The organism is Pseudoalteromonas sp. SW0106-04 (assembly GCF_001293805.1).
Lineage (GTDB): Bacteria > Pseudomonadota > Gammaproteobacteria > Enterobacterales > Alteromonadaceae > Pseudoalteromonas > Pseudoalteromonas ruthenica.
Genome location: NZ_BCAI01000014.1, coordinates 85,829 through 109,333, shown reverse-complemented (window position 1 = coordinate 109,333; position 23,505 = coordinate 85,829). Strand labels below are relative to the sequence as shown.

Annotated in this window: 18 protein-coding genes; 10 read left to right on the top strand and 8 right to left on the bottom strand. The window is 44.2% G+C overall.

What is annotated here, in order from left to right:
- Positions 1 to 50 precede the first annotated feature (50 nt).
- The 3 genes from W04_RS15275 to cadR form a co-directional block, all read right to left on the bottom strand.
- The gene (locus W04_RS15275; RefSeq protein WP_053911489.1) at positions 51 to 902 is read right to left on the bottom strand and encodes a sterol desaturase family protein; all 852 of its coding nucleotides are present in this window, start codon (positions 900 to 902) and stop codon (positions 51 to 53) included.
- A 76-nt stretch (positions 903 to 978) separates the two neighbouring features.
- Positions 979 to 1,743, bottom strand: a complete 765-nt coding sequence (locus W04_RS15270) for a helix-turn-helix transcriptional regulator (RefSeq protein WP_053911488.1) — start codon at positions 1,741 to 1,743, stop codon at positions 979 to 981.
- 128 nt (positions 1,744 to 1,871) lie between these two features.
- Positions 1,872 to 2,261 carry a Cd(II)/Pb(II)-responsive transcriptional regulator gene (cadR, locus tag W04_RS15265; protein ID WP_024606396.1) on the bottom strand — a complete coding sequence of 130 codons (390 nt, stop codon included), beginning with the start codon at positions 2,259 to 2,261 and terminating at the stop codon, positions 1,872 to 1,874.
- A gap of 79 nt (positions 2,262 to 2,340) precedes the next feature.
- On the opposite strand from cadR, the gene W04_RS15260 reads away from it, so the two are divergent.
- The 5 genes from W04_RS15260 to W04_RS15240 all read left to right on the top strand — a co-directional run bounded on the left by W04_RS15260 (position 2,341) and on the right by W04_RS15240 (position 9,578).
- A complete protein-coding gene (locus tag W04_RS15260) occupies positions 2,341 to 2,958 on the top strand; it encodes a cation transporter (RefSeq protein WP_053911487.1) in 618 nt (205 codons plus the stop codon).
- Between the two features lie 454 nt (positions 2,959 to 3,412).
- Complete coding sequence (locus tag W04_RS15255) at positions 3,413 to 4,732, top strand: TolC family protein (RefSeq protein ID WP_053911486.1); 1,320 nt, start codon at positions 3,413 to 3,415, stop codon at positions 4,730 to 4,732.
- 14 nt (positions 4,733 to 4,746) lie between these two features.
- The gene (locus W04_RS15250) at positions 4,747 to 5,682 is read left to right on the top strand and encodes an efflux RND transporter periplasmic adaptor subunit (RefSeq protein ID WP_053911485.1); all 936 of its coding nucleotides are present in this window, start codon (positions 4,747 to 4,749) and stop codon (positions 5,680 to 5,682) included.
- A gap of 60 nt (positions 5,683 to 5,742) precedes the next feature.
- A complete protein-coding gene (locus W04_RS15245) occupies positions 5,743 to 8,853 on the top strand; it encodes an efflux RND transporter permease subunit (protein WP_053911484.1) in 3,111 nt (1,036 codons plus the stop codon).
- 125 nt (positions 8,854 to 8,978) lie between these two features.
- Complete coding sequence (locus W04_RS15240; RefSeq protein ID WP_053911483.1) at positions 8,979 to 9,578, top strand: isoprenylcysteine carboxylmethyltransferase family protein; 600 nt, start codon at positions 8,979 to 8,981, stop codon at positions 9,576 to 9,578.
- 256 nt (positions 9,579 to 9,834) lie between these two features.
- On the opposite strand, the gene W04_RS15235 is transcribed toward W04_RS15240, so the two are convergent.
- The 5 genes from W04_RS15235 to gorA all read right to left on the bottom strand — a co-directional run bounded on the left by W04_RS15235 (position 9,835) and on the right by gorA (position 16,726).
- Entirely contained in the window at positions 9,835 to 10,257 is a 423-nt protein-coding gene (locus tag W04_RS15235) for a hypothetical protein (protein ID WP_053911482.1), read from the bottom strand.
- Complete coding sequence (locus tag W04_RS15230) at positions 10,254 to 12,341, bottom strand: hypothetical protein (protein WP_082342259.1); 2,088 nt, start codon at positions 12,339 to 12,341, stop codon at positions 10,254 to 10,256. The genes W04_RS15235 and W04_RS15230 overlap by 4 nt, the downstream gene beginning before the upstream one ends.
- 9 nt (positions 12,342 to 12,350) lie before the next feature.
- Positions 12,351 to 14,054 (bottom strand): hypothetical protein, encoded by a 1,704-nt coding sequence (locus W04_RS15225; protein WP_053911481.1) that lies wholly within the window; start codon positions 14,052 to 14,054, stop codon positions 12,351 to 12,353.
- Positions 14,051 to 15,277 carry a site-specific integrase gene (locus W04_RS15220; protein WP_053911480.1) on the bottom strand — a complete coding sequence of 409 codons (1,227 nt, stop codon included), beginning with the start codon at positions 15,275 to 15,277 and terminating at the stop codon, positions 14,051 to 14,053. The genes W04_RS15225 and W04_RS15220 overlap by 4 nt, the downstream gene beginning before the upstream one ends.
- Before the next feature lie 93 nt (positions 15,278 to 15,370).
- Positions 15,371 to 16,726 carry a glutathione-disulfide reductase gene (gene gorA / locus W04_RS15215; RefSeq protein WP_053911479.1) on the bottom strand — a complete coding sequence of 452 codons (1,356 nt, stop codon included), beginning with the start codon at positions 16,724 to 16,726 and terminating at the stop codon, positions 15,371 to 15,373.
- Between the two features lie 138 nt (positions 16,727 to 16,864).
- On the opposite strand from gorA, the gene prlC reads away from it, so the two are divergent.
- The 5 genes from prlC (at position 16,865) to W04_RS15190 (ending at position 23,452) form a co-directional block, all read left to right on the top strand.
- A complete protein-coding gene (prlC, locus tag W04_RS15210) occupies positions 16,865 to 18,904 on the top strand; it encodes an oligopeptidase A (protein WP_053911478.1) in 2,040 nt (679 codons plus the stop codon).
- Positions 18,905 to 19,031: 127 nt separating this feature from the next.
- Positions 19,032 to 20,078 (top strand): PleD family two-component system response regulator, encoded by a 1,047-nt coding sequence (locus tag W04_RS15205; protein WP_053911476.1) that lies wholly within the window; start codon positions 19,032 to 19,034, stop codon positions 20,076 to 20,078.
- Positions 20,079 to 20,150: 72 nt separating this feature from the next.
- The gene (locus W04_RS15200; RefSeq protein WP_053911475.1) at positions 20,151 to 20,909 is read left to right on the top strand and encodes a class I SAM-dependent methyltransferase; all 759 of its coding nucleotides are present in this window, start codon (positions 20,151 to 20,153) and stop codon (positions 20,907 to 20,909) included.
- Between the two features lie 100 nt (positions 20,910 to 21,009).
- On the top strand, positions 21,010 to 22,953 hold the full coding sequence (locus W04_RS15195; RefSeq protein WP_053911472.1) for a methyl-accepting chemotaxis protein: 1,944 nt from the start codon (positions 21,010 to 21,012) through the stop codon (positions 22,951 to 22,953).
- A gap of 25 nt (positions 22,954 to 22,978) precedes the next feature.
- Complete coding sequence (locus W04_RS15190; protein ID WP_053911470.1) at positions 22,979 to 23,452, top strand: peroxiredoxin; 474 nt, start codon at positions 22,979 to 22,981, stop codon at positions 23,450 to 23,452.
- Positions 23,453 to 23,505: the final 53 nt, after the last annotated feature.

Genomic DNA, 23,505 nt, shown 5'->3' with positions numbered 1-23,505 from the left:
ACTGTTATCTCGCTCGTTTCTAAAGAACATTTTCAACTTCCGTGAAGTGTTTATACCTTTCTCATAAAAGGCTGAATAAGCTGTGCGATGTAATTCTTGGGGTAATTTGGTTGACTACCAATTCCTAGCTCCCCATTACGTGGTGAGGGTCGTTCATTAGAATTGGTGACGAATGTACCAAGGAGGTGATCCCATAAATGTGTAAACAACCCAAAATTAACGTCACCTTTGGTACCGTCTTTTACGTGATGATGTCGGTGACCTGGAGCAACAGCCCAAACATATTTTAGCGGGCCAAGCCGCATATCAACGTTAGAGTGTTGCAACAGCAACTGTATGGCAGCACTAAACCCTAACAATGCGCCTATTTCTAAGGGCATACCTATCAAAAGTAATGGGAGTGTACCTGCACTTAGTTCAATCGCTTGGTGAAGGGGATGCTTTAACAATCCATTGAACCCGTACATTCGTTCAACGCTATGATGAACCGCGTGTAAGCGCCAAAGCACTTTGTATTTATGACTAAAATAATGTGCCATCGTTATCCCAAAGTCAGCGACGATGATGGCAAAGCCAAGTTGTACTAGTAGTGGCCAATGGTGTGGCCAAATACTGAAGTGGGGCACTATCGCGGTCATTATTGGGATAAACGCGACCGTGAGAGCCAAAGAGCCTTCATTGACAATGGCATGCACTATATCTCGCCCGAAATCTCCCTGCGGTGTATTCCATGCTTTTTCATATGGTAACCATTTCTCAGCTGCAAAAGATACGACGATGGCGAATAAAAGCAGGGGTATAAGCCAAGCTGCAGATCCTGTGTTTTGGGAGATACTGGATGCAGCAAAGATAAAGCTTAAAAAAAATAATGGGCTGAACATCCATTGGACCAACGTTCTCATAGTATTTACACATTCGCGTTTTTATTGATGCGTATATTATTCCCTAGTCAAACTTAATTCGGCTTGTATCAAACGGCTAATTACTGTGAATTTTAATGGTGTGCGGTTTGAATAACGAGGAAGGTGCAAATCCAAACAGCTGTTTAAACGTTTTACTCATATGAGGTAAGTCAGAAAAACCCGAAGCATGGGCAGCCTCAGTCAATGTTGCTGACTTACTCAGTTGTTCTATTGCGGCGCGCACACGCCACCAGACAATAAAACGACTAATAGGTATACCCACTTCTTGCTTAAAAAGATGTGTTAGACGACTTGGGGACAAGAAAACCTTCGATGATAAAAACGCCATATCGATTGCACAACCTCTCTGCGAAGCAATAATGTCGATGACCGCTCGTACCCGTTTATCCTCAGGGCGCGATGAAAGCGCAGGACTATAGACTAGCCCTACCGCTTTATTTACTGTTTTCCACACTTTGTCGATATCGACGTCAGTAAATAGGTGCTGAGAAATGGATCCCAATTCTTTGCTAGTAAGCGGCAGAGTATTAATTCCATCACTCCTGGCTTGACGTAAGGCTTTGAGAAATTGTTGGTTTTGCCTATCTTCAGGCTCTAAATAGATGACTACAATCTGATTGTCCTGTGCCAAAACCTTGTGAGGGACATCTTCGAAAATCACAATACATTGTCCGGTGTGAATACTTTGTGCCTTGTAATCTTGAACCGAGATGTCTTTGTCTAAACCAATGCAAATTTGGACAGCATGATGTGCATGAACATCATTATCAGGACTGATTCCGATGTAAATCGCTTTGTAGGGCCACAAATGAATATGCATGGCTGACTCAGTATCAAAAGTTCAGGCTATTGATTTTTGCCTTATAAATCTACACAAATGACGAATGTTAGCCGATAGATACAAGTTAAGGTGAGCGCGCACAGTGAAATTGTGTTCTTCTTACAATTTTAAGTGTGTAAATAATTTAAAATACCACAGTCCCTAATGGTTTTGTCTTGGTCACACGATGACGCCATATTTTCGAGTGATGACTTTAATACGTTTAGCTCTTCAATGCGAATAATGACGTCTGATAAATGCTTAGCTATTAACGTATTGATATTTGAACAGCTCTGATCTGGCCTCGAACGACTGTCCATTAGCGTTTTTACTTCCATGATAGACATATCTAATGAACGACACTGTTTGATAAACAGGAGTTGTTCAATAGTCCCCTTGTCGTAGACACGATAATTTCCACTTGAGCGCTTAAGCTCAGGCAAGAGCCCCTTCTTTTCATAAAAACGAATGGTCTGAATACTACAACCTGTCGTCTTTGCGACATCACCAATTTTCATTTTTTTCTCCTAACCGTTGACTCTATACCAAGTATAGACTTTATACTCATATTATTCATCAGTAAAGAGTGTGTTTCTAATGAGCGGATGTGGGTGCGAAGTTGAAATAAAAGACCAGTCTCAACGACAGGTTTTGTATTGGCTTTTGGGAATAAACGCGACAATGTTTGTTATAGAAATGGGGATCGGGTTGCTTGCTGATTCAACCGCATTAATAGCCGATTCACTTGATATGCTCGCCGACGCAGTTGTCTATGGTGTTGCCCTTTATGCTATTGGTAAATCGCTATTGCACAAAGCCAATGCGGCTAGAATTAGCGGCTTTTTTCAGATGGCACTGGGTGTGTTGATTATCATTGATATTGTAAGACGGTCAATTTACGGTAGCGAACCTGTATCGGGACAAATGATGGCTATGGGGGCAGTTGCACTGGTTGCTAATGTCATTTGTCTTGTGATCATACGCAAACAAAGAAATGAAGAAGTGCATATGCGGGCAAGCTGGATATTTTCAGCCAACGATGTGATTGCCAACTTAGGTGTTATCTCTGCTGGCGTTTTGGTGTTTTGGCTCGATTCTCGATGGCCTGATCTGGTTATCGGTGTGATAGTTTCGTGCGTTGTGTTGCGCGGGGCAAAAATGATCCTCGAAGATGCTGGAAATGAAAGACAGCGAGCGCTTAATGCGCAAAGTTGATAAGAAAATGCCAATTTTTAATTGCACATCAAAACTGCGTAGGTTGGCATGGCTACTTATTACTTTGCTCATGTGTCAATCGGGCTTTTCGTTCGCCGCTCAATGCGATGACTACCCTGCGGAGGTATCGTCAGTCCCTGAACAATCAAAGTCGATAGGCACTTATGATGTTCCCGAAAAAAATGTAAATGCTGGTGATAATACGTCGAGTGAAGAGTCTAAGTGTTTCCATTGTGTGCTGTGTCAATGTGGACAGATTAAGTTTCTGGCACAACACCCAATAAATGACGTATCTAAACCGTTATATACCAATCAATACAGTTATTCCCGCAACGTCACTGACGGCCTAGTCGAAGGCCTTTTGCGCCCACCTCAACATTAATCCATTCCCTCCTATATGTTTGCATGGGTGCTTTCCATGTATGTCGTTATCTTATGAACAAAAGGTTCTTTTATGAGTTCTTCACGCCCATTGGGCATAAAAAAAGCTAGCTCAGCGTATCTGAAATTGATATCTGCTGCACTGGTAACCATGAGCATATCTGTTCAATCTGCCAATGCGCAAAAGTCTTCAATCACGCTTGAAAATGCGCTCAAACGCACATTATCAAACAACCCAGATTTAGTTGTGTTCGAATTTAAATCTTCGGCTTTGGATGGTGAATCAAAAATGGCCAGCTTACGACCTGAAATGTCTGTTGGGGTTGAAGTTGAAAATGTGTTGGGAACAGGCGAAGTGTCTGGTATCAAAGATGCCGAATTGACACTGACCTTATCGTCGGTCATCGAGCTTGGAGATAAAGTCAGCGGCCGAATGAATGTGGTGAGTTCAAAAAAAGCACAACTGCTTACACAACGGCGCATTCGTACGCTGGACATCTTGGGTGAAACAACTCGACGATATATCAATGTCATTGTCCAACAAGCGTTGCACAAGACTGAGCAACGAGCTGAAATGCTGGCTCGCACAATGCTTCAGACAGTCTCTACACGGGTTGAAGCGGGGGCTTCTTCACCACTTGAGAAAAAACGTGCAGAGTCAGCGTTGTCGCAGGCGCGTTTGTCGTTATTGATAAGTGAACAAAAACTCAATGAGTATAAACGCGACCTGGCCATCATGTGGGGTGACACTAACGCTGCGTTTGCGGAAGTTGAAGGGACACTGTTATCGTTTCCAAATTCACTATCACTTGAACATATGCTTTCACAGCTTCAAAGCAATCCACACGTTCTGCTTTATGCTGATAACTATCGGGTACAAGAGGCCAGATTGAGAGTGGTTCAGGCCAGTCAGCAGTTCGACATTGCGTGGGAAGCCGGTATCCGAAGAATGCAGGGAATTGATGACACAGCGTTAGTCGCCAGTATTTCGGTGCCGTTAAATACCAAGCAGCGGAATCTAGGTGAATACGAACAACAGCGCGCATTGCTTGACAGTATAGACTATCAAAAACAAGCGAAAATTCGTGAACTCACTCGCCAATTAAATCAAGTCATTAGCGCAAAAGACCAAGCCTTGCTCACTGTTACTACCCTTCAAGACAATGTCGTCCCAACATTGGAATCTGCATTGAAATTGGCGCGGGGTGGCTATGAAAGTGGTCGCTACAACTACATAGAGTGGGTGACAACGCAACAGCAACTCATAGATATGCAACGAACACTGATAAAAGCCGCAGGCTTAGTCCACCTTCGAAGCGCAGATCTAGAGGCACTTACGGGAATTCCCGTGTTTTCTGACTCTCCCTCGACGTCTGCTCAATCATCACAATGAATAGAGAAAAAATAATGAATAAATCACAATTTACATTAGTTACTAGCGCACGTGACTTGCTTGGCATGTTAGTCATGCTAGCTACTTTACTGTTTGCTTCTGTCGCCCTGGCTGATGATGACGATGAGGAAGCCGAAGAAAGACCCGAGTACGTAGTGTTATCTCAAGAACGGATGCTTGAACAGGATATCGTGACTGCATCGGCCGCATCAGGAACATTATCGCTCACAACCAGAACCTTTGGGCGGATAGTTCATGATCCTGCGTCACTGAGTCATATTCGTGCCCGCTTCGACGGTGTTGTAAAACGTATCATGGTGAATATTGGAGATAAAGTAGAAAAAGGTGACACACTGGCAATCATTGAGTCAAACGAGAGTTTAAATCAATACTCAATCACCTCACCGATGTCTGGAAAAATCATAGCTAGACACGCCAATGATGGTGAGCTCACCAACGGTCAAGTACTGCTTTCTGTTGCTAATTACTCTCGCGCAATTGCTCAATTGGCTATTTTCCCCAAACAACGTACTCGTATTGCCGCTGATATGGAAGTCACTTTAAGGCTTGAGGAATTGCAGCAACAATCAAGTATAAGCCACATTACGTCCTCACCTGATGACAAACCTTATTCTATCGCGTTTGTGAACGTTGATAATGGCAGTGGTTATTGGCCTTTAGGCGCTATGGTAGAGGGTTATATTCAGATTGGGTTCCAAGAAGTCAATCTGGCTCTCCCCAAAAGTTCAATACAAGAGTTAGATGGGCAAACCATTGTTTTTGTCAAAGAAGGGGAGCGATTTTACCCCCGCCAAGTAAAGCTTGGGAACACGGACAACCGTTTAGTAGAGATTGTGAAGGGCGTTCAAATAGGCCAGCAAGTCGTTGTAGAAAATAGCTATTTACTAAAAGCTGATTTATTAAAAATGGAGGCGGGCGATGATGACTAATTACCTGCGCATTTATTGTCAAAAGCAAAGCCAAGTCCATAAAAACGGTGAGGTGAGAACATGATAGCACCAATACTCCGTCTATCCATTGAGCGACGTGGTGTCATGATGTTGTTCGCCTTGTTTGTCGCCTTTTTTGGTATGTACAGTTACAAACAATTGCCGATTGATGCTGTGCCTGATATCACCAACGTGCAAGTGCAGATAAATACCGCAACCCCAGGTTACTCGCCTTTGGAGACTGAACAACGCATAACGTTTATAGTTGAAACCTCGCTGGCCGGTTTGCCTAATTTATCGTATACCCGCTCGATATCACGCTATGGTTTGTCGCAAGTCACAGTCGTGTTTAAAGAGGGCACTGATTTATATTTCGCACGAAATCTCGTCAACGAGCGTCTCACCGCCATCGCGGCGCAATTGCCAACAGGGTTAACCCCTGAAATGGGCCCTATCTCCACAGGCTTGGGTGAAATTTACATGTACTCGTTAAGTGCAGAGCCTCAGGCGCGACAGGACAACGGTCAACCCTATGATGCTATGGCATTAAGGGAGATCCATGATTGGGTAATTAAGCCCCAATTGTCGCTTGTTGAGGGGGTGACCGAGGTTTATGCGATAGGCGGATTTGAAAAGCAATATCATGTGAATCCTAATCCAGTCGCAATGATAAACTTTGGGATAAGTACAGGTGACCTTCTCAGTGCGCTAGAACGCAACAATGCGAATCAAGGCGCTGGTTTTGTAGAACAAAATGGGCAACAAGTACTGATCAGATCGGAAGCCCAACTTAAGGGCATCGACGATATCGGCCAAGTGGTTGTTAAGATCATTGATGGCGTACCGGTAAAAATTCAAGACATCGCCCAAATCAACCTCGGTAAAGAGCTGCGCTCTGGAGCCGGCACGTTAAATGGCCAAGAAACAGTGATTGGCACGACAATGATGTTAGTGGGAGAAAACTCTCGTACGGTCGCCAAAGCTGTGGACAGTAAGCTCGAAACCATTAAAACAAGCTTACCCGAGGGCGTAATCCTTGAAGCGGTTTACGATAGGACAAGCCTCGTTGACAAAACCATCGACACAGTGCAGAAAAACCTCGTCGAGGGCGCTTTACTTGTCATCGTTGTGCTATTCGTTTTGCTTGGGAATGTGCGAGCTGCACTTATTACCGCCGCTGTAATACCCTTGGCAATGCTTGCCACGATATCGGGCATGGTCAAAACAGATGTGTCTGCTAACTTGATGAGTTTAGGCGCACTGGATTTTGGCTTGATTGTCGATGGCGCAGTTATCATTGTTGAAAACTGTATCAGACGATTATCCGAATCCCAGAAACAAAACGGCGCTACTCTACCGCTCAAAGAAAGGCTGAATGTTGTATATGAAGCCACTAATGAAGTCATACGCCCCAGTTTGTTTGGTGTATTGATCATTACCATTGTTTATATCCCCTTGTTCACGCTCACTGGCGTCGAAGGTAAAATGTTCCACCCCATGGCAGCGACCGTGATAATGGCTTTGCTTGCCGCAATGGTATTTTGTTTTACCGTAGTGCCTGCGGCGATAGCAATTTTCATGAGAGGTAAAATTAGCGAAAAAGAAAGCCCAATTATTAAAGGTGCAAAGGCAGTGTATCGTTCTATTTTAATGGGCGCGCTGCGTTTTAGATGGCTAGTAGTAGTAGGTGCGAGTGCTTTGGTTGTCGGCAGTTTATGGATGGGCAGTAAATTAGGCTCCGAGTTTATTCCCCAGCTCAATGAAGGTGATATTTTAGTACAAGCGATACGCATCCCTGGGACTGGGGTAGAACAAGCAGTTGAAATGCAAAAAACTCTTGAAGCGAAACTTATGCAGTATGAGCAAGTTCAGACGGTATTCGGTCGTACGGGTACGGGTGAGGTCGCTACCGATCCTATGCCGCCCAACATTACTGATACGTTTGTTATTTTGAAGCCTAGGGAACAATGGCCCGATCCATCAATGACTAAAGCCGAGCTAGTCGAAACGTTTGAAGAGGACTTGTTTACCTTGCCCGGCAATAATTATGAATTTACCCAACCTATTCAAATGCGGTTTAATGAATTGATCAGTGGGGTAAGGGCAGATTTGGGCATAAAACTATTTGGGGATGACTTAGATACCCTCTTTGCATCTGCTTCTGACATTTTGTCCGTTATTTCAACGATTGAAGGGGCTGATGACGCGAGGCTTGAGCAGGTAGAAGGCATTCCAATCTTCACCGTCACACCAAAGCCTAATCAATTGGCACGCTTTGGTTTGGATATAGCCGACTTGCAGTTATGGCTCAATGCTGCGACAGGTGGAAAAACCGCTGGAATGATTTTTGAAGGCGACAGACGCTTTGAAATTGTCGTGCGATATGCCGACGACATTCGAAATGAACTCACTCAGCTTGAGACCATTCCCATAGTCACGCCCTCTGGTGAGCATGTACCAATAAGCGAATTAGCCACACTTGCATTTAAAGAAGTACCTAGCCAAATAAGCCGGGAGAATGGCAAACGTAGTATTGTTGTCACAGCAAATGTGCGTGACAGAGATATTGGCACTTTTGTTGAAGAAGCTCAGGCGAGAATTAATGATGAAGTAGATTTACCTGCTGGTTATTGGCTCGACTATGGTGGAACCTTTGAGCAGCTCGAAAGTGCGAGTCAACGATTGACGATTGTGGTACCGGTTACGTTGTTTGTGATTTTGACAATGCTGGTAATTGCGTTTGGTTCTATACGCGATGCGTTGATTATCTTCACAGGTATCCCTTTGGCATTAACAGGCGGTGTAATGTCTCTTTGGTTAAGGGATATGCCTTTATCCATATCCGCGTCGGTAGGATTTATCGCGTTGTCTGGGATTGCCGTATTAAACGGATTGGTAATGCTGTCCTTCATCAAGCAACGTTTGCTAGAAACCGGAGAATTAGTGAATAGCATTGTTGAAGGGGCACTTATTCGTTTGCGTCCGGTATTAATGACAGCACTAGTGGCAAGCCTTGGATTTGTGCCCATGGCGCTCAATACGGGCATAGGTGCAGAGGTGCAACGGCCTTTGGCCACGGTGGTCATCGGCGGGATAATATCGTCAACCTTGCTAACACTGGTAGTGCTGCCTGTACTCTATCGACTCGTGCATAGTAAAGGGGATCAGTAGTGTTCTTGGGCATTTATTCGTAAATGCCCAAGTTTTACCTGAACGATTTTTAGGTACCTATTGACTCTTTATTAAGTATAGACTTTACAATCATATTCTTAACGTCATGTACGATAAGGATAGATATGGTTTCGCTTATTTTAATTAGTAGTTTTTTGGCGCTAGCCGTCCTCGGTAGAAGCTTTGTTCAATATAAGAGAAATGGTGATTTTGGTATAAGAGCAGCATCTATAAACGCACCATTAATAGAAATTGTACCAGGGGCTATATTCGTGGTTACGTTTTGCTTTGCATTTGGTCTAGTTCTTTTTGGTTACTTAGGACGTGCGCCCCTACTATTTGTTCCTTCAATTCCATTTCAGCTTCTCGGCTCCTTGATTGGCGCCTGCGGAATTGCTGTAACTTTGTTGTCTCAAATTCAAATGGGAGATTCATGGCGTATTGGCGTTGACCAGCAAGAAACGACTGCACTTATTACCCACGGGATTTACGCAAAGTCTCGCAACCCCATTTACTTTGGTATTTTTCTATTTTGGGCAGGGGTGTGTATAACGTTCCCACATTTGCTGCTTTGGGCATGTGTTTTTGTATGTTGGATTTGCATTGAAGTGATTGTTCGACAAATTGAAGAGCCTTATTTGAAGAAAGTGCATGGCGATGATTTTCTAAAATATAAGTCTGACATTAACCGATACATACCTAAGCTTTCACGCTTTAAGTTTTGACGCTTAAATAAGTAATGGCGCAGGCTGCTTTATATGCATAAACTAACGAACGGTATCTTTTAACGTCCATTTTTATGAACTGTCGTTATTCTTAAATAAAGTGAGCCGACTGATTATGTTTGCAAGCCCGTTCTCGATTAGCGTGAGTTCATTGTCAATTAAAGTGAGTCAGGCACCGGTCATATTCTCACTTAATGTGAGTCCAAAATGTACGATGTAATCAAGTCAGAGGGATTATGTTCGCGAGCCACTACAGCTAGTTACTCCCTTTAAGCAAAAACAACTCACTTTCAAGATCACTAATCTTTTTTAAGTGCTGGTGATTTGAAAGCGCCAGAGCATTGTGGGTCGAAGCCATTTGTGCCATTTGCTCTTTTAAGCTGGCTATTTCTGCTCGGTATTTTTCTTTTAACCGTTTTTCATTGGCAAGCTTCTCACGCAGCTTAGTTACATCAGAGTTTTGCTGTGCTTGCTTTTTTGTAATAGCCCTTGATTTGAGTTGTTTTATTTTTTCAATGACGTCTGAGTAATAGTATGCGGAACCATTACCTAGATTAGCCTCTTCTTCGACAGCTATAGCACTTAATCCTCTTTTGGAATCAATACGTATCGTATTGCCAGAAAGTATTCTGTCAATTGCATTTAGAAGCTCTAATCTCGTATTTTCTGACTTACTCAAATCTGTCTGATCTCAATTTCAGGTTTGTATGGAGTGTAGCTTATCTCAAAGTAGTCCATAACCTTTTCAGCTGCACGCAATTGCGTAATAAAATGGCTTAACTGTGATTGAGTTAGTTTGGTATGCTCCTCCATTTCAGTTATAGTCTCAACAATCCACAGATGTCGTTTTTGCCAAGCTTGTGCTTTCTCCTCGTCAATAACAACGTTCTCGCAGTTAAAGCAGTTGGTTGGTGATACAACCTTTTCCATTCGGCATTCATAGCCTGCCATACAGTATGAATGGAGTGTGCCAGCTATAGATACTCGGCCAGCTGAGACTTGCGCATACAAAGCATCCCATGATGAATATTTAACAGCGGTATTTTGTCTGTCTTTTACAACGTCTAGACCTTTCTTACCAAATAGTTTGTCATCTGAGTTATACCACTGAAACAACAATTGTGTTGTGACTTCTCTATCTACTTCTCTTAGTAGATTGTTGAGTTCTGAGTCCACTTTTACATGCTTTATTTTTGCGGCTACGCCACCTTCTGTATACCACTGGGCCATTGGTAAATACAGGTGCTTATACTGCTGCTTTATAGCGACGTCAGAAAGTAGGTTGTATCGTTTGCCAAACACTGCAAAAGTCCGCCTGAGTTGGTGGGTTGTAAAAGCCCAAGGTTTACCTAAAACTATTTTTTGCTTGTAAGCATGTATATTTAGGTTTGGGTTTAGCAGTTTAAACTCTTCATAGTCTTGCTCATTTACGATCGCACCAGCTTCTTCTACTAGTTGTTTATGATGATGAGCAAAAGGGGGGCCTGTAAGTATGTTTGGCTTCTTGCTTTTATTTTGCTGAACTAACCAAATACTTGAAGCTCTTTGATTTTCAACTCTGTCATCAGAAAGCATGAGCTGTATTCTCATATTTTGAGTGAGGTATGATGCCAGTTCTATTGCTTTTCCTACGATTGGAGAAGTTAACCATTCTGCTTTTTCAGGCACCGCAGGAGTCATTTTACTGTGATAAGCTTGTAATGAATAAAAGGTTTGCTCTTTTAGTTTTAACGTTTTGAAGCTGTCAGGATGTAAACTGTAAAGCTCGCTTCTTCTCATGCCTGAAAAAGCTCCACAAACTATGAAGCAGCACGTCAAGATATGAGAGTAAAGCCAATAGAACTTTTTGATATTGTTTGGTAGTAATTTTTTAGTATTAGTGTCTGAGATGTAACTTAAGATTACATTCATTGACTTCTGTGGTTTTGCGTTACATACCTCAACTCTATAGTTTGAGGAATTAGAGTCTAGCCATTTCCATTGACCATTTTTAATTTTTTTATCAACAATACTCTTACCAATCTCGTAATTTTCTTGTTCTTCAGTATGGATATCTAATAGCGTTTGCCTGATTGGGTAATAGTTATCAATATATTCAATCGCTTTTGAGTATATAAGCTGCATCAAGCGTGATGGTATAGCGTAAAATTGCTCGCTTTCTAACTTGGTTGGGCAGCCTAATTGGCGGCCAAGTTCTGCAATAGATGTTGTTCTGGGGAGTAAAAGCTTTATTGGTATTTCGTTTTTAACTGCTTCTACCCAATTTAGTGCGAAAATAAGTTTTGCAGTATATGAACAACTCATTTTTAGTGACTTTAAGTATTCGCAAAACCTTGCAAACTGTATGGGATGGTTAAGAATGCAAAGCGATTCTGCCTTGATAGACTCTAAGTATTTGTATACTTGGGTCAAGTTAAGGTTCCTTTCTAGGAATGTCGTTGTTTTTATCATGGCACCTTGCCTTAAAGTGCCAACAGCAAATAAACCAAGGAATGCGAGTAACTTTTGCTCCTGTAACAAAGGAGTGGTTGTTAAATGGGTAAAAGATGCCCGCTTTTTTGAAACGATTTTAACATCGACATAATGTGTGACGTCCCAGGTCTGGTCACCGAAATGACTTAAGACATGACCATCTTGATCTATCATTACGGGGATCTTGTTGAGATTATCCCAATCTTTACTTTCGTAATACTGGATAGCACGCTCTACCAGAACTGTGTTCTCTTTTATGATTTCTTCTGGAGTAGCTAGTAGTGGCCTCATAATCACCTCTTACAAAACTAAATTAAGTGTATCGGGCCAAAATGGGTGACGTCCAACATCATGTAACTTCCTTTCAGCTTGTCTTCTCACTTTCAAGTCGATACTAAAAAGCACTTGTTTTATTCTGTTGAGCACTCGTTCAAAGTTATTTTTAAAGTGTGACATGTTGAGGTGATCTTCTTTTGCATCCTCTAACGCTTCGTAAAAGCTCAACAAACACCAGATATCATCAACTTCTTCGACCAGCACTTGGTTTGGGCAGGAAAAACAATTCAATAAGTCAGCACAGGCGAGGTGGCTCATATCCACACTGTCGATAGAGGCTTTTCGCCGAAAACGCTCCCCATGGCTGTCGAAAGGGTCTTTACATCCTGTGCCTAAAGGTGTTTTTTGACCATTCCCAGACTTAGCATAGCGATTTACAAACTCGTCGTAAGGGAGTACTTCAAGGTTCATTTGCTCAAGAGTTTGTTCGCGAGCCTTCTCTATATCGCCACACTTGATGGCATTTTCTAATGTATTAGCCGTGGCTTGTAATTGAGCATTATTTTCAGACTCGTTACCTCTGCTATAGTGTTTTCGTACTACATCAGGCGTGTTATTAAGCAACATTGATGTTTCGAGTGAATTCCCTGTAAGCGCCAAGTAATTTGCCGAACCTGTGGCTCTAAAGCGCTTAGCTTCAGGCCTAAGTTCTTGGCCATTGTCGTCAGTTAAATCAAAGGTATTAATTAGCCAATTCATGTTAGAGCGAATATGTGTTGGACAGAGAGGCTTATTTATTCCGTCAATACATTGGTGAAGTAGTCTATTGGTATTAGGAAACAGTGTGTGTGTTAGGGTGATAAGGTCATTAATAAAGTTGAGCGCGTGCTTTGGAATGTCGGTACTGAGGTTGTCGCCTAGCTCGATTGTAACAAACTTATTTGCTCTCTTTTTTAGCGCTGTTTGCACAAACCATTTTCCTTGCTGCCCTTTCTTTTGAGAAGCTTTCGGTATATCCATATCCCTTACTGTACTGGCATTAGCCCATGTATAGTAAGCGAGCAAGAAATAGGCAGCACAGTAACACTTTGTAATCGCACCACTTACAGGGACTTCTATATCTTTGAAAGAAAAGCTCGCGTACTGATCACGCCTTCCGGCTCTGATGTATTTCTTAGGTGATGCTTGTATTTGCTTTGAAAGCTGAAAGTAAAGACTTTGTAGTATCTTGATAAGTGTTTTAAGTTCAATCTCTGAATAAGCTTGTGTCGGATTTATTTGGCTACGAAATAGTTTGAATTTCGAAAACCACTGGTCAACAGGGCGATCAAGCATTCTCATTATAGTTCGTAGGCTACTTAACTCACCTTTTGCTGAATTTGAACTTTTAGAGCCAATTCTGACATTGTGGACTAAGGACGCTTCAAATGCGCTGATACCCTCTTTTGAGTCAGGGCTTACAGGAATACTGTCACAGATTTTTACGTATTTCGTGAAGGTTCTGTACAGAGAATGCAGAGTTGTGTCTGTATACTCAGTATTGCCCTTGAATGCGCGATACCACTCAATAACTAGCTCATCACGATTATGCAAAGTGCTTTTTCGCAATTCAACAACTTTAGGAACTCCTTTATACCTAAATCGTTGAAAATCAGGGTACACAAATTGATTACCATAGATGTTCAATTTAAGCTTGAGGTCAAGATTTAACTTTGATTTGTTAATCACGAGGGATCCTCATACTCATTAATAACCGAGTCCATTATCTGGTCTAAAAAGCAAATAGCGCGTATAGATGCTTTGCTTCGGTTTATAAAGTTTAGGTACCGCCACGTTGTTTTTTCGTCTTTATGCCCCATCCAGCCCATGATTAATGACATTGCATCAAAGGGTGATAACCCAATGTTTTCATCCAAGAGTGACGCTAGGCGAAAGGTACCGTAGGTTGCGCGTAAATCATGAGTTCTGTGTTGAAAATGTGCGTTGAGTTTATTTCTAATATGACCGCGAGCTAAGTTGAAATGACGCTGTATCGCGTTGGGAGTATATGGTTTGCCTCGGTTGGTAATCAGTAATTCAGTAATTGCTTTCTCAGCTTTGCACTCTCTTTTATGGCGTCTTTCACTAATCAGGTAACGGTACATTTTGTTCATTAGTACAGTTGGCACTTCGATGGTTCTGACAGAACCAAATTTAGTCAGCACGCCATTGTTTGGCCCTATGCTGACTTGAACATGATATGTATCTGGGTTACACCTTTTAACTAGGCTTGCAGGGAAAGTGCAGGCCTCTTCAATACGCAGGCCGCACATGAGTTGCAATAGTTGATGGATTTGAAATTCAATAGATTGTTCTTTGAGTGCTCGAGAATATAGCTTTACTTCATCTTCGGTAAGTGGATTTAAGCTTTGTTCTGGTGTTCGCCTTGGTACTCTGATCCGCAAATCAGAGCTCCTTACCACGTAATTACGATTGATATGTGCCAACATTCCAGTAGTTTTGATGCTAACAAATTCAACCTCAAAAGGTTTATTTTCTTTCGAAAACTCAATTAGCCTTTCGTAATATGCCCACTCGTAAAACTTTATAATGTGGTTTATGTAAACCGCTGCGGTCGAACTATTTAGCTCACCGGCTTTCACTGCTACCAATAGGTCTTGGTTTCTAAAGAGGTATGTTGGCTTATTTGATTTAATGTTTGGAAAGTCTTTCCAAGAGAGTTTATGGCTTTTTAAAAACCGCCAATATCGGCTTATGGCACGCACATTTGAATTGATGTTTTTTGCGCGTTTTACGTTAATGAGGTGATTCATCCAAAGGTTTATTGGCGTGACGTATTCACCATTTTCATAAAAGGTTGGAAAGCCTTTTAGCTGAATGCTTGATTTTGTCTCGCAAAACGGTGTTTGGATCTCAGTTTCAAAATCATCAGATTGAACAATTGTGAGCATAAAAAAGCTAACCAATAACTGTACGTTAATTGGTCAGCTTAGATGGTTTTCCAGAGTTAGCAAATGTAAAGTTTCACTTTTCCAGAGAAAAATTTACATAGTAACAAACTCTTCTGAGCCGGTGGGGTGAATGGCAACCACGGCATCAAAGTCGGCTTTGGTCGCGCCCATTTTCATTGCTACCGCAAAACCTTGGATCATCTCATCAACGGTGAAGCCAATGCCATGTAAGCCGACCACTTTTTCGTCATTGCCAGCGCATACTAATTTCATTGCGCATGGTTGGCGGTGTTGGGTGACGGCGGTGTACATTGCTGCAAATGTAGAGCTGTACACTTTGATATTTTCTTCGCCATATTGGTTGATGGCCTCTTGCTCGGTGAGACCAATAGTACCGATAGGCGGGTGGCTAAATACCACGGTCGGAACTAGGCCATAATCCATTTTCGCATTAGGCATTTCTGGGTTGAAAAGGCGCTCAGAGAGTAAGCGGCCCGCTTTAACTGCAACCGGTGTGAGTTCAATGCCATTTTCGATAATGTCGCCAACGGCATAAACGTTTTTGGCGGTGGTATTTTGGTACTCATCGACCTTCACATAACCACTTTCGTTCACCTCTACACCCGCAGCAGCAACGTTAATAGCATCGGTGGTAGGCGTACGGCCAATAGCCCAAATTACTTCATCGACATTTTGGCTGTGGCCATTTTCAAAGTGGATGGTGAGGCTGCCATCACTTTCTTTCACCACCTCTTTAGGCGAGCATTCGGTATGTAGGGTTGGCCCTTCTTTTTTCATGACCTCCACTAACGTCTCTACCAGCATGTTGTCGAAATTGCGCAGCGGCGCATGACGGCGCACAAATAGGTGCGTTTCTGTGCCGAGGGCATGCAGTACACCGGCAATTTCTACGGCAATGTAACCAGCACCCACAACCGCAACGCGTTTAGGCTGCTCGGTGAGTTTAAAAAAGCCGTTCGAATCAATACCATACTCGGCACCAGGAATATTTGGAATAATAGGGCGTCCGCCTACGGCAATAAGGATATGATCGGCACTGTAGTGCTCGCCATTCACCTCTACGGTATTGCTATCAATAAACTTGGCAAAACCATTAATCACAGTTACACCGTTGCTGGCTAAGTACTTGTTGTAGCCTTGGTGAATACGGCCAATATAGGCCTCTCGGCTTTCTACTAGCTTACTCCAACTGAAACTCTTTAGTTCAACATCAAAACCATAATCTGGGGCGTATAGCTTAATTGCTTCTGCAACTTGGGCACCATGCCACATCGCTTTTTTAGGCACGCACCCTACATTCACACAAGTGCCACCTAAGTGAGTCGCCTCAATTAACGCGACGTTCGCACCACGCATGGCCGCTCTATTTGCCGAGCCAATGCCGCCACTACCACCGCCAATACAAATATAATCAAAATGTTGAGCCATAATTTCTTTATTCCTATGAACTGATGTTGTCATCACTATATTGCCATACCTTAGCAGAAATAAGGCGGTGGATCTGCACTTGCATTTTCCATCATCGCCCCAAGAATGTAGGTATTAAACGAATAATGAGAGATTACTATGACCAACCCGTTGATTGGCCTCGAGGGCTTACCGCCATTTTCAAAGATCAAACCCGAGCATGTGGTGCCAGCCGTGGAGCACGGTATTGAGCAGTGCAAGGAAACCATTGAGCAAGTGCTTGCTGGCAAAGACTTTACTTGGCAAGGGTTAGTGATGCCGCTGGAGGAAGCGGACGACAAGCTAAGCCGACTGTTCTCGCCCGTGTCGCATATGCACTCGGTGGTAAACTCTCAAGCTCTGCGTGAGGTGTATGACCAAGTATTACCTAAATTAAGTGAATACAGCACCTATGTGGGTCAGCATCAAGGGTTGTTTGATGCTTACACTGCTTTAGCGCAAAGCGATGAATACGCGCAGCTATCAAAGCCGCAACAAAAAGTTATTGATAATGCCTTACGAGATTTTAAGCTCTCTGGCATCGCGTTGAATGCCAGTGATAAAAAGCGTTATGGCGAAATATCCAGCCGCTTAAGTGAGCTTGCCGCTAAGTTTGGAAATAATGTCATGGATGCGACACTGGCATGGCAAAAGCATATTACCGATGAGCAGCAACTCGCAGGCTTACCCGAATCAGCAAAGGCTTTGGCGGCGCAAACAGCGCAGAGCAAAGAGTTAGAAGGGTGGTTGTTTACATTAGATATTCCTTCTTACCTGCCAATTATGACCCACGCCGATAACCGTGAACTTCGCCAAGAAGCCTACACCGCGTTCGTTACTCGGGCGTCCGATCAGGGGCCTAATGCCGGTGAGTACGACAACAGCGCTATCATGGATGAGGAATTGGCACTGCGTCATGAATTGGCGCAATTGTTGGGGTTTGAAAACTATGCGCAAATGTCGTTGGCCACTAAAATGGCAGACTCCACTGAGCAAGTGTTTGGCTTCTTAAATGACTTGGCGGAAAAGTCGAGACCACAAGCGCAAAAAGAGCTAGAGGAACTGTGTGCCTATGCCAAAGAAAAGCACGATATTGATCAGCTCGAAGCGTGGGACTATGCCTACTACAGTGAAAAGCTAAAGCAAGAAAAGTACGCCATCAGCGACGAACAATTACGCCCGTACTTCCCTGAAGATAAAGTCCTCAGTGGTTTATTTAAAACAGTTGAGCAACTGTTTGGTGTGCGTGTTGAAGAGCAGCAAGATATCGATACATATCATGACGATGTGCGTTTCTTCGCCATTTATGATGGCAATAACACGCTGCGTGGGCGTTTTTACCTTGATTTGTATGCCCGTGAGCACAAGCGCGGTGGCGCTTGGATGGACGACTGCATGGGCCGAAAAGTACGCTTAGGCGGGCAGTTGCAAACCCCAGTCGCTTATTTAGTGTGTAACTTTAATCGCCCAATAGGGGATAAGCCGGCACTGTTTACCCACGATGAAGTGGTCACCTTGTTCCATGAATTTGGTCATGGTTTGCACCATATGCTGACTCAAGTTGATGCCGCTGCCGTTGCCGGTATAAACGGCGTGGCTTGGGATGCGGTGGAATTACCAAGCCAATTCTTAGAGAACTGGTGCTATGAGAAAGAAGCACTTGCTTTTATCTCTGGCCACTATGAAAGTGGCGAGCCCTTGCCGCAAGAGCTGCTATCAAAACTGCTCGCGGCAAAGAACTACCAATCCGCTATGCAGATGGTTCGCCAGCTCGAGTTTTCGTTATTTGATTTTCATATTCATGCCGATTACAACCCCACTGCGGGCAGTGAAATTCAAATCATACTCGATAAAGTGCGCCAGCAGGTGGCAGTTATTCAGCCGCCGAGTTTCAACCGTTTCCAGCATGGTTTTGCGCATATTTTTGCCGGCGGTTACAGCGCGGGTTACTATTCTTATAAGTGGGCAGAAGTGCTCTCGGCCGATGCATTTTCTAAATTTGAAGAAGAGGGCATTTTTAATAGCGATACCGGCCATGCCTTTTTAACCAATATTTTGGAAAAAGGCGGCTCTGAAGAGCCAGCGGTGCTATTTGAGCGTTTTCGTGGCCGTGCGCCAACCGTTGACGCATTGCTTAGGCACAGTGGCATCGCGGCTTAAGCCATACAACTGACAGCGCCTGCGGGCGCTGTTTGCTTTTCCTTCCCTATAAAACTCTCACTTTCTCTCGCAAAATCAGTCACTCATACTATGCTAATAGTAACTTTTCTAAGTATGCGAGTGGCCAATGGCGAAAATAGTGCTGACCATCGATGATGACAAAGTGATTCACCATCTAGTGGAAGAAGCGTTATCTGGGGTTGCTCAGGTGATCCACGCAAAAAACGGCGAACAAGGCATACGTCAAGCGCAAAAGCACCAGCCTGATATCATTTTGCTTGATGTTGAAATGCCCAAAATGGATGGTTATGCGGTATGTAAAGAACTTAAAAATAATGAGCTTACCCGAGGCATTCCCATACTATTTTTATCCGGTCGTGCAGATTTAGAAGAACGCATTCGCGGTTATAATGCCGGTGCTGATGACTACATCATTAAACCTTTTGCCAGTGACGAGCTGGCAGCGCGTATTGATGTCTTGTACCAATACAAACAGCGCTCTAAGGAGTTAGAACACGAGGTAAATCGCGCCCAAAGTACCGCTGAAATGGCTATGACCGACTCGGGAGATATGGGACGTGTTATGCGCTTTGTTAGCCAGTCGTTCGCTACTCATGACTTAGCGAGCTTATCGCGCAACTTTTTGGCCTTTTTTGAGCCAATGCGGCTCGACGTCGTGGTGGCGTTTTGGCACGAGGATGAGCATCAGTTCTTTGCTAACCATGGCACAGAGTGTCCGCTAGAGCAGGAGCTACTGTTGCAACAGCGCCACGGCGAACGCTTCGTTGATTTTGACGACAACACCATTATCAATTACCCCAAAGTGTCATTATTAATAAAGAATATGCCCATTGATGACAGTGCATTGTATGGACGCTATAAAGATTTATTCCCACACTTATTAGAGGCTACGAACGCTAAATTACAGGATATGCAAAACAGTGACCAAGCGCTGCGCTGCGCAGCATTATTTGGTGAAGCGTTTATGGCGTTTGAAAGCCAGTTAATGAACAAGCTTGAAGCTCATGGTGAACAAGAGTTATTGCGCCTGGTTGCCACTCAAGGCGCGCAGTTACAAAGTATTCGCAATGAGCTAATTCATTATATTGAGCAGTTCGCCCAACCCCCTTCAGAACAACAGTGCAGCAGTCAAACGGATGTTGAGCTGTTTTAGGCGGGAATTTAGTCCCTGCGAATAACGAACTTTTGTTATTATGGGTGCCTTGGTGATTTCTTGGAGCGAGCTGTGCAAATCTATTGCCGAATTCCGCAGGCGCAAGGCTATGTTGATACCCTAGCAACACGTTTTCAACTAGCAGAGTATAACGACAACGACACTTTTTATCTTCAGTACGATGAACAGGGCTTATCTTTGGTGAAACGGGATGAGCCAAAACTCGCGCCTATTCGTGTTGATTTCGTCAGCGGCGGCGCTGCGCATCGTCGTAAATTCGGTGGCGGCAAAGGCCAAGCGATTGCCAAAGCGGTGGGGCTAAACAAAGGCGCAATTCCCCATGTTCTTGATGCCACCGCAGGGCTAGGAAGAGACGCTTTTGTGCTGGCATCGCTTGGATGCACGGTGACTCTATTTGAACGCCACCCTGTGGTTGCTGCATTACTTGCCGATGGCCTAGAGCGGGCTTACATGGATAGCGAAATTGGCCCTTGGATGCGTGAGCGTATGCGCTTAGAGCATGGCGCGTCGCAGCAGTTACTACCCATTGTCAGTAGTGAGCAGCCTGTTGATGTCGTGTACCTTGATCCTATGTTCCCGCACCGAGAAAAGTCGGCGTTGGTAAAAAAGGAGATGCGCGTATTTCAAACCTTAGTGGGGGATGATCAAGACGCGGATGCGTTATTAGCACCGGCTCTTTCATTAGCAACAAAACGGGTTGTGGTAAAGCGCCCTGACTACGCCCCGTTTTTAGAAGGTAAAACGCCTAGCACACAAATAAAAACCAAGAAAAACCGCTTTGATGTGTATGTGAATGCAGCCATGAAATAAACCAAGTCGGTGGCGCCTTCAATGCCCCTATATGTGTTTTTTAATACAACTGTCATAAATAAGTAATACGCTATCCCCACTAGCATTGGTGGGGTTTTTTATGCGTGTTTCTACTTTTACTCGTTTGGTAGCACTGTTGCTCTCAACAGCCAGTTTGGTGCTTGTTGCTGTACTTTGGTGGGCATCTAAAACCTTAGTCTCTTTGGAGCAACAAAACACCCACTATGGCGCTCTTAAAAATGACATTATCATCGGCTTATCAGGTGACATCGAAGACTACTTAAGTACTGGAGATGCGCAAAATCTGGTAGACGCCAAACAGCGCATCGAAACTATTCAAAATCAATACTTGCCCTCGTTGTCGGCGCAATTGCAGCGCCAGCTCAATACCCGTTTGCAAGTACTGCTCGATGGCATTGACGGCGATTATCGCGCTCTGGGTAAGCTTTCTGGCAATGAAACCGCGTTATTAGATAACGCACTTCGGCAAATGGCCGGCTCGGCAACCTCGTTAATTAATTATGCCCAACAAGCACCGCAAGACAAGCGCAGCAGTGCCTCAAGGTACATTGAGTTGGCGGGGGATTATTACCAAGGCGTCCTTGATTTAAGCCTCGCAACTCAAGCGTTGTACCAAGGTTATAGCGCCGACAAGCAGGTAGCGGTTGAACAAGCAGTAAAGCAGCTGAATGCGTTAGCGGCTGAGATTGAAAATACCGAAAACCTCGGGGTGATGAGTGAAGTAGATGAAGACGAGCTGTTCTTTGGTGCTGAGCCTGAAGACCTCGCCGGCGATATCAAAGCGGAGATCCGCAGCTGGCCAAAACGTTATCCGCGCGATTTGCAAAGTACCATTGAACAAGGCCAAATTCACCAGCAGGGCATAATGCAATTGCGTACAGAAGTAAGCAGTGTCGTTGATGTGGTTATTGATGCTGAACAGCAGCTGCGCGCGGCTCAGAATGTTCTGAAGCAACGCCTTTTAGTGGTATTTGGCATTGCCATTGGTTTGTTATTTATTTTGGCTGCAGCGGTATATTGGTTGCAGCGCTCGCAAGTGCTGAACCCACTGCGCCAATTGCGCGACGGCTTCGCCACACTCATAGAAAGCAACGAACTTAACCCCATAGTAAGCAAAAATAGCGAAACGGAAGTAGGCGAAATTGCGGATTACTTTAACCAGCTTATTGAGCGCCAACGCAATGAAGTGCGTGAGCGCCAAGAGATGCTGCGCGTGATCAATGAGTTTATGAGCGACATGAGCGATAACTTGCAGCATATTCGCAGTGGCGCTGAGCAAACCTCTGCACATGCGTCGCACAGTCAAACTTTACTCGGTGAAGTGCAACGTATTGGTGATGATGTCAATGAGGTGAACAGCCAAGTGGCTGATAACGCCCAGCATACGCTGACCACCATGGCGCAAAGCTTAGGGTTCGCCGATGCTATGCTAGCGGCTTCGTCGACCACCGAGCAACGTATTGAGCAAGGCATGCAAAGTCTTAATCAGTTACTCGCTGGTGTTGAGGATGTCTCTAAGGTGTTGGATGTGATCAATACCATTGCCGAGCAAACCAATTTGCTAGCGCTTAATGCTGCTATCGAGTCAGCTCGTGCTGGTGAGCATGGCCGAGGGTTTGCTGTCGTGGCCGATGAGGTGCGTAAACTGGCGCAGCAAACACAAGCTTCTTTGGGCGATATTCACGCCCAACTCAATAGCTTAAGTGCTAATTCGCAGCGCGTGTCACAACACATTGGCGAGTTGGCAACGCAAGCGCAAGCACAAACAGACAACGCCGAAGAGCTTAAGCGTAACGCCGAAGATATCTCTCAAAGCGCAGAGCATGCTAACCAAGTGGCGGCGCAAGCAACCGACTATGCGCATCGCCAGCGTGATATGCTGATTGAATTCGAGCGCTCCATGCACGATATGCAAACGCAAATTAGCGCCTCGGATACCCGGGTTAAAGATATCCATCTGAGCTTGCAGCAACAAATGCAAAGTATTCGTGCTAGCCTAGGGCTTGATAATCAATCGGCTTAACCCCGTTTAAAAGAGGAAATAAATAATGATAGCCCAAGGCCAAGCGCTCCCTTCTGCCACTTTTTCCCTCCTTGATGAGCAAGGAATGACCCACCCCAGCACAGAGCAGCTTTTTGCTGGCAAAAAGGTTGTACTGTTTGCTGTGCCGGGCGCGTTTACCCCCACTTGCTCGGCAAAGCACCTTCCTGGCTTTATTGCTCATCAAGCGCAGTTTAGCAGCAAAGGTGTAGACAACATCATTTGTTTATCGGTGAATGATGCCTTTGTCATGAAAGCCTGGGGTGAGCACCAAGGTGCGCAGGGGATCACCATGCTAGCTGATGGTGATGCCAGTTTCACCAAGGCCATTGGCTTGGACAAAGACACCGCTGGTTTTGGTGGCATACGCTCGAAACGTTATGCCATGGTGGTTGACGATGGGGTGGTGACGCAGTTATTTGTTGAGCAAGATAAACAATTTGGCGTTTCAAGTGCAGAGCAGGTTCTGGCGAATCTGTAAAACACGTGAGATTGCATAAAAAAGGGCCGCAATTGCGGCCCTTGGTGTTTTCG

Coding starts and splice junctions, on each gene's coding strand:
- W04_RS15275 (WP_053911489.1), bottom strand. CDS start 902: ATGAGAACGTTGGTCCAATGGATGTTCAGCCCATTATTTTTTTTAAGC.
- W04_RS15270 (WP_053911488.1), bottom strand. CDS start 1,743: ATGCATATTCATTTGTGGCCCTACAAAGCGATTTACATCGGAATCAGT.
- cadR (WP_024606396.1), bottom strand. CDS start 2,261: ATGAAAATTGGTGATGTCGCAAAGACGACAGGTTGTAGTATTCAGACC.
- W04_RS15260 (WP_053911487.1), top strand. CDS start 2,341: ATGAGCGGATGTGGGTGCGAAGTTGAAATAAAAGACCAGTCTCAACGA.
- W04_RS15255 (WP_053911486.1), top strand. CDS start 3,413: ATGAGTTCTTCACGCCCATTGGGCATAAAAAAAGCTAGCTCAGCGTAT.
- W04_RS15250 (WP_053911485.1), top strand. CDS start 4,747: ATGAATAAATCACAATTTACATTAGTTACTAGCGCACGTGACTTGCTT.
- W04_RS15245 (WP_053911484.1), top strand. CDS start 5,743: ATGATAGCACCAATACTCCGTCTATCCATTGAGCGACGTGGTGTCATG.
- W04_RS15240 (WP_053911483.1), top strand. CDS start 8,979: ATGGTTTCGCTTATTTTAATTAGTAGTTTTTTGGCGCTAGCCGTCCTC.
- W04_RS15230 (WP_082342259.1), bottom strand. CDS start 12,341: ATGAGGCCACTACTAGCTACTCCAGAAGAAATCATAAAAGAGAACACA.
- W04_RS15220 (WP_053911480.1), bottom strand. CDS start 15,277: ATGCTCACAATTGTTCAATCTGATGATTTTGAAACTGAGATCCAAACA.
- gorA (WP_053911479.1), bottom strand. CDS start 16,726: ATGGCTCAACATTTTGATTATATTTGTATTGGCGGTGGTAGTGGCGGC.
- prlC (WP_053911478.1), top strand. CDS start 16,865: ATGACCAACCCGTTGATTGGCCTCGAGGGCTTACCGCCATTTTCAAAG.
- W04_RS15205 (WP_053911476.1), top strand. CDS start 19,032: ATGGCGAAAATAGTGCTGACCATCGATGATGACAAAGTGATTCACCAT.
- W04_RS15195 (WP_053911472.1), top strand. CDS start 21,010: ATGCGTGTTTCTACTTTTACTCGTTTGGTAGCACTGTTGCTCTCAACA.
- W04_RS15190 (WP_053911470.1), top strand. CDS start 22,979: ATGATAGCCCAAGGCCAAGCGCTCCCTTCTGCCACTTTTTCCCTCCTT.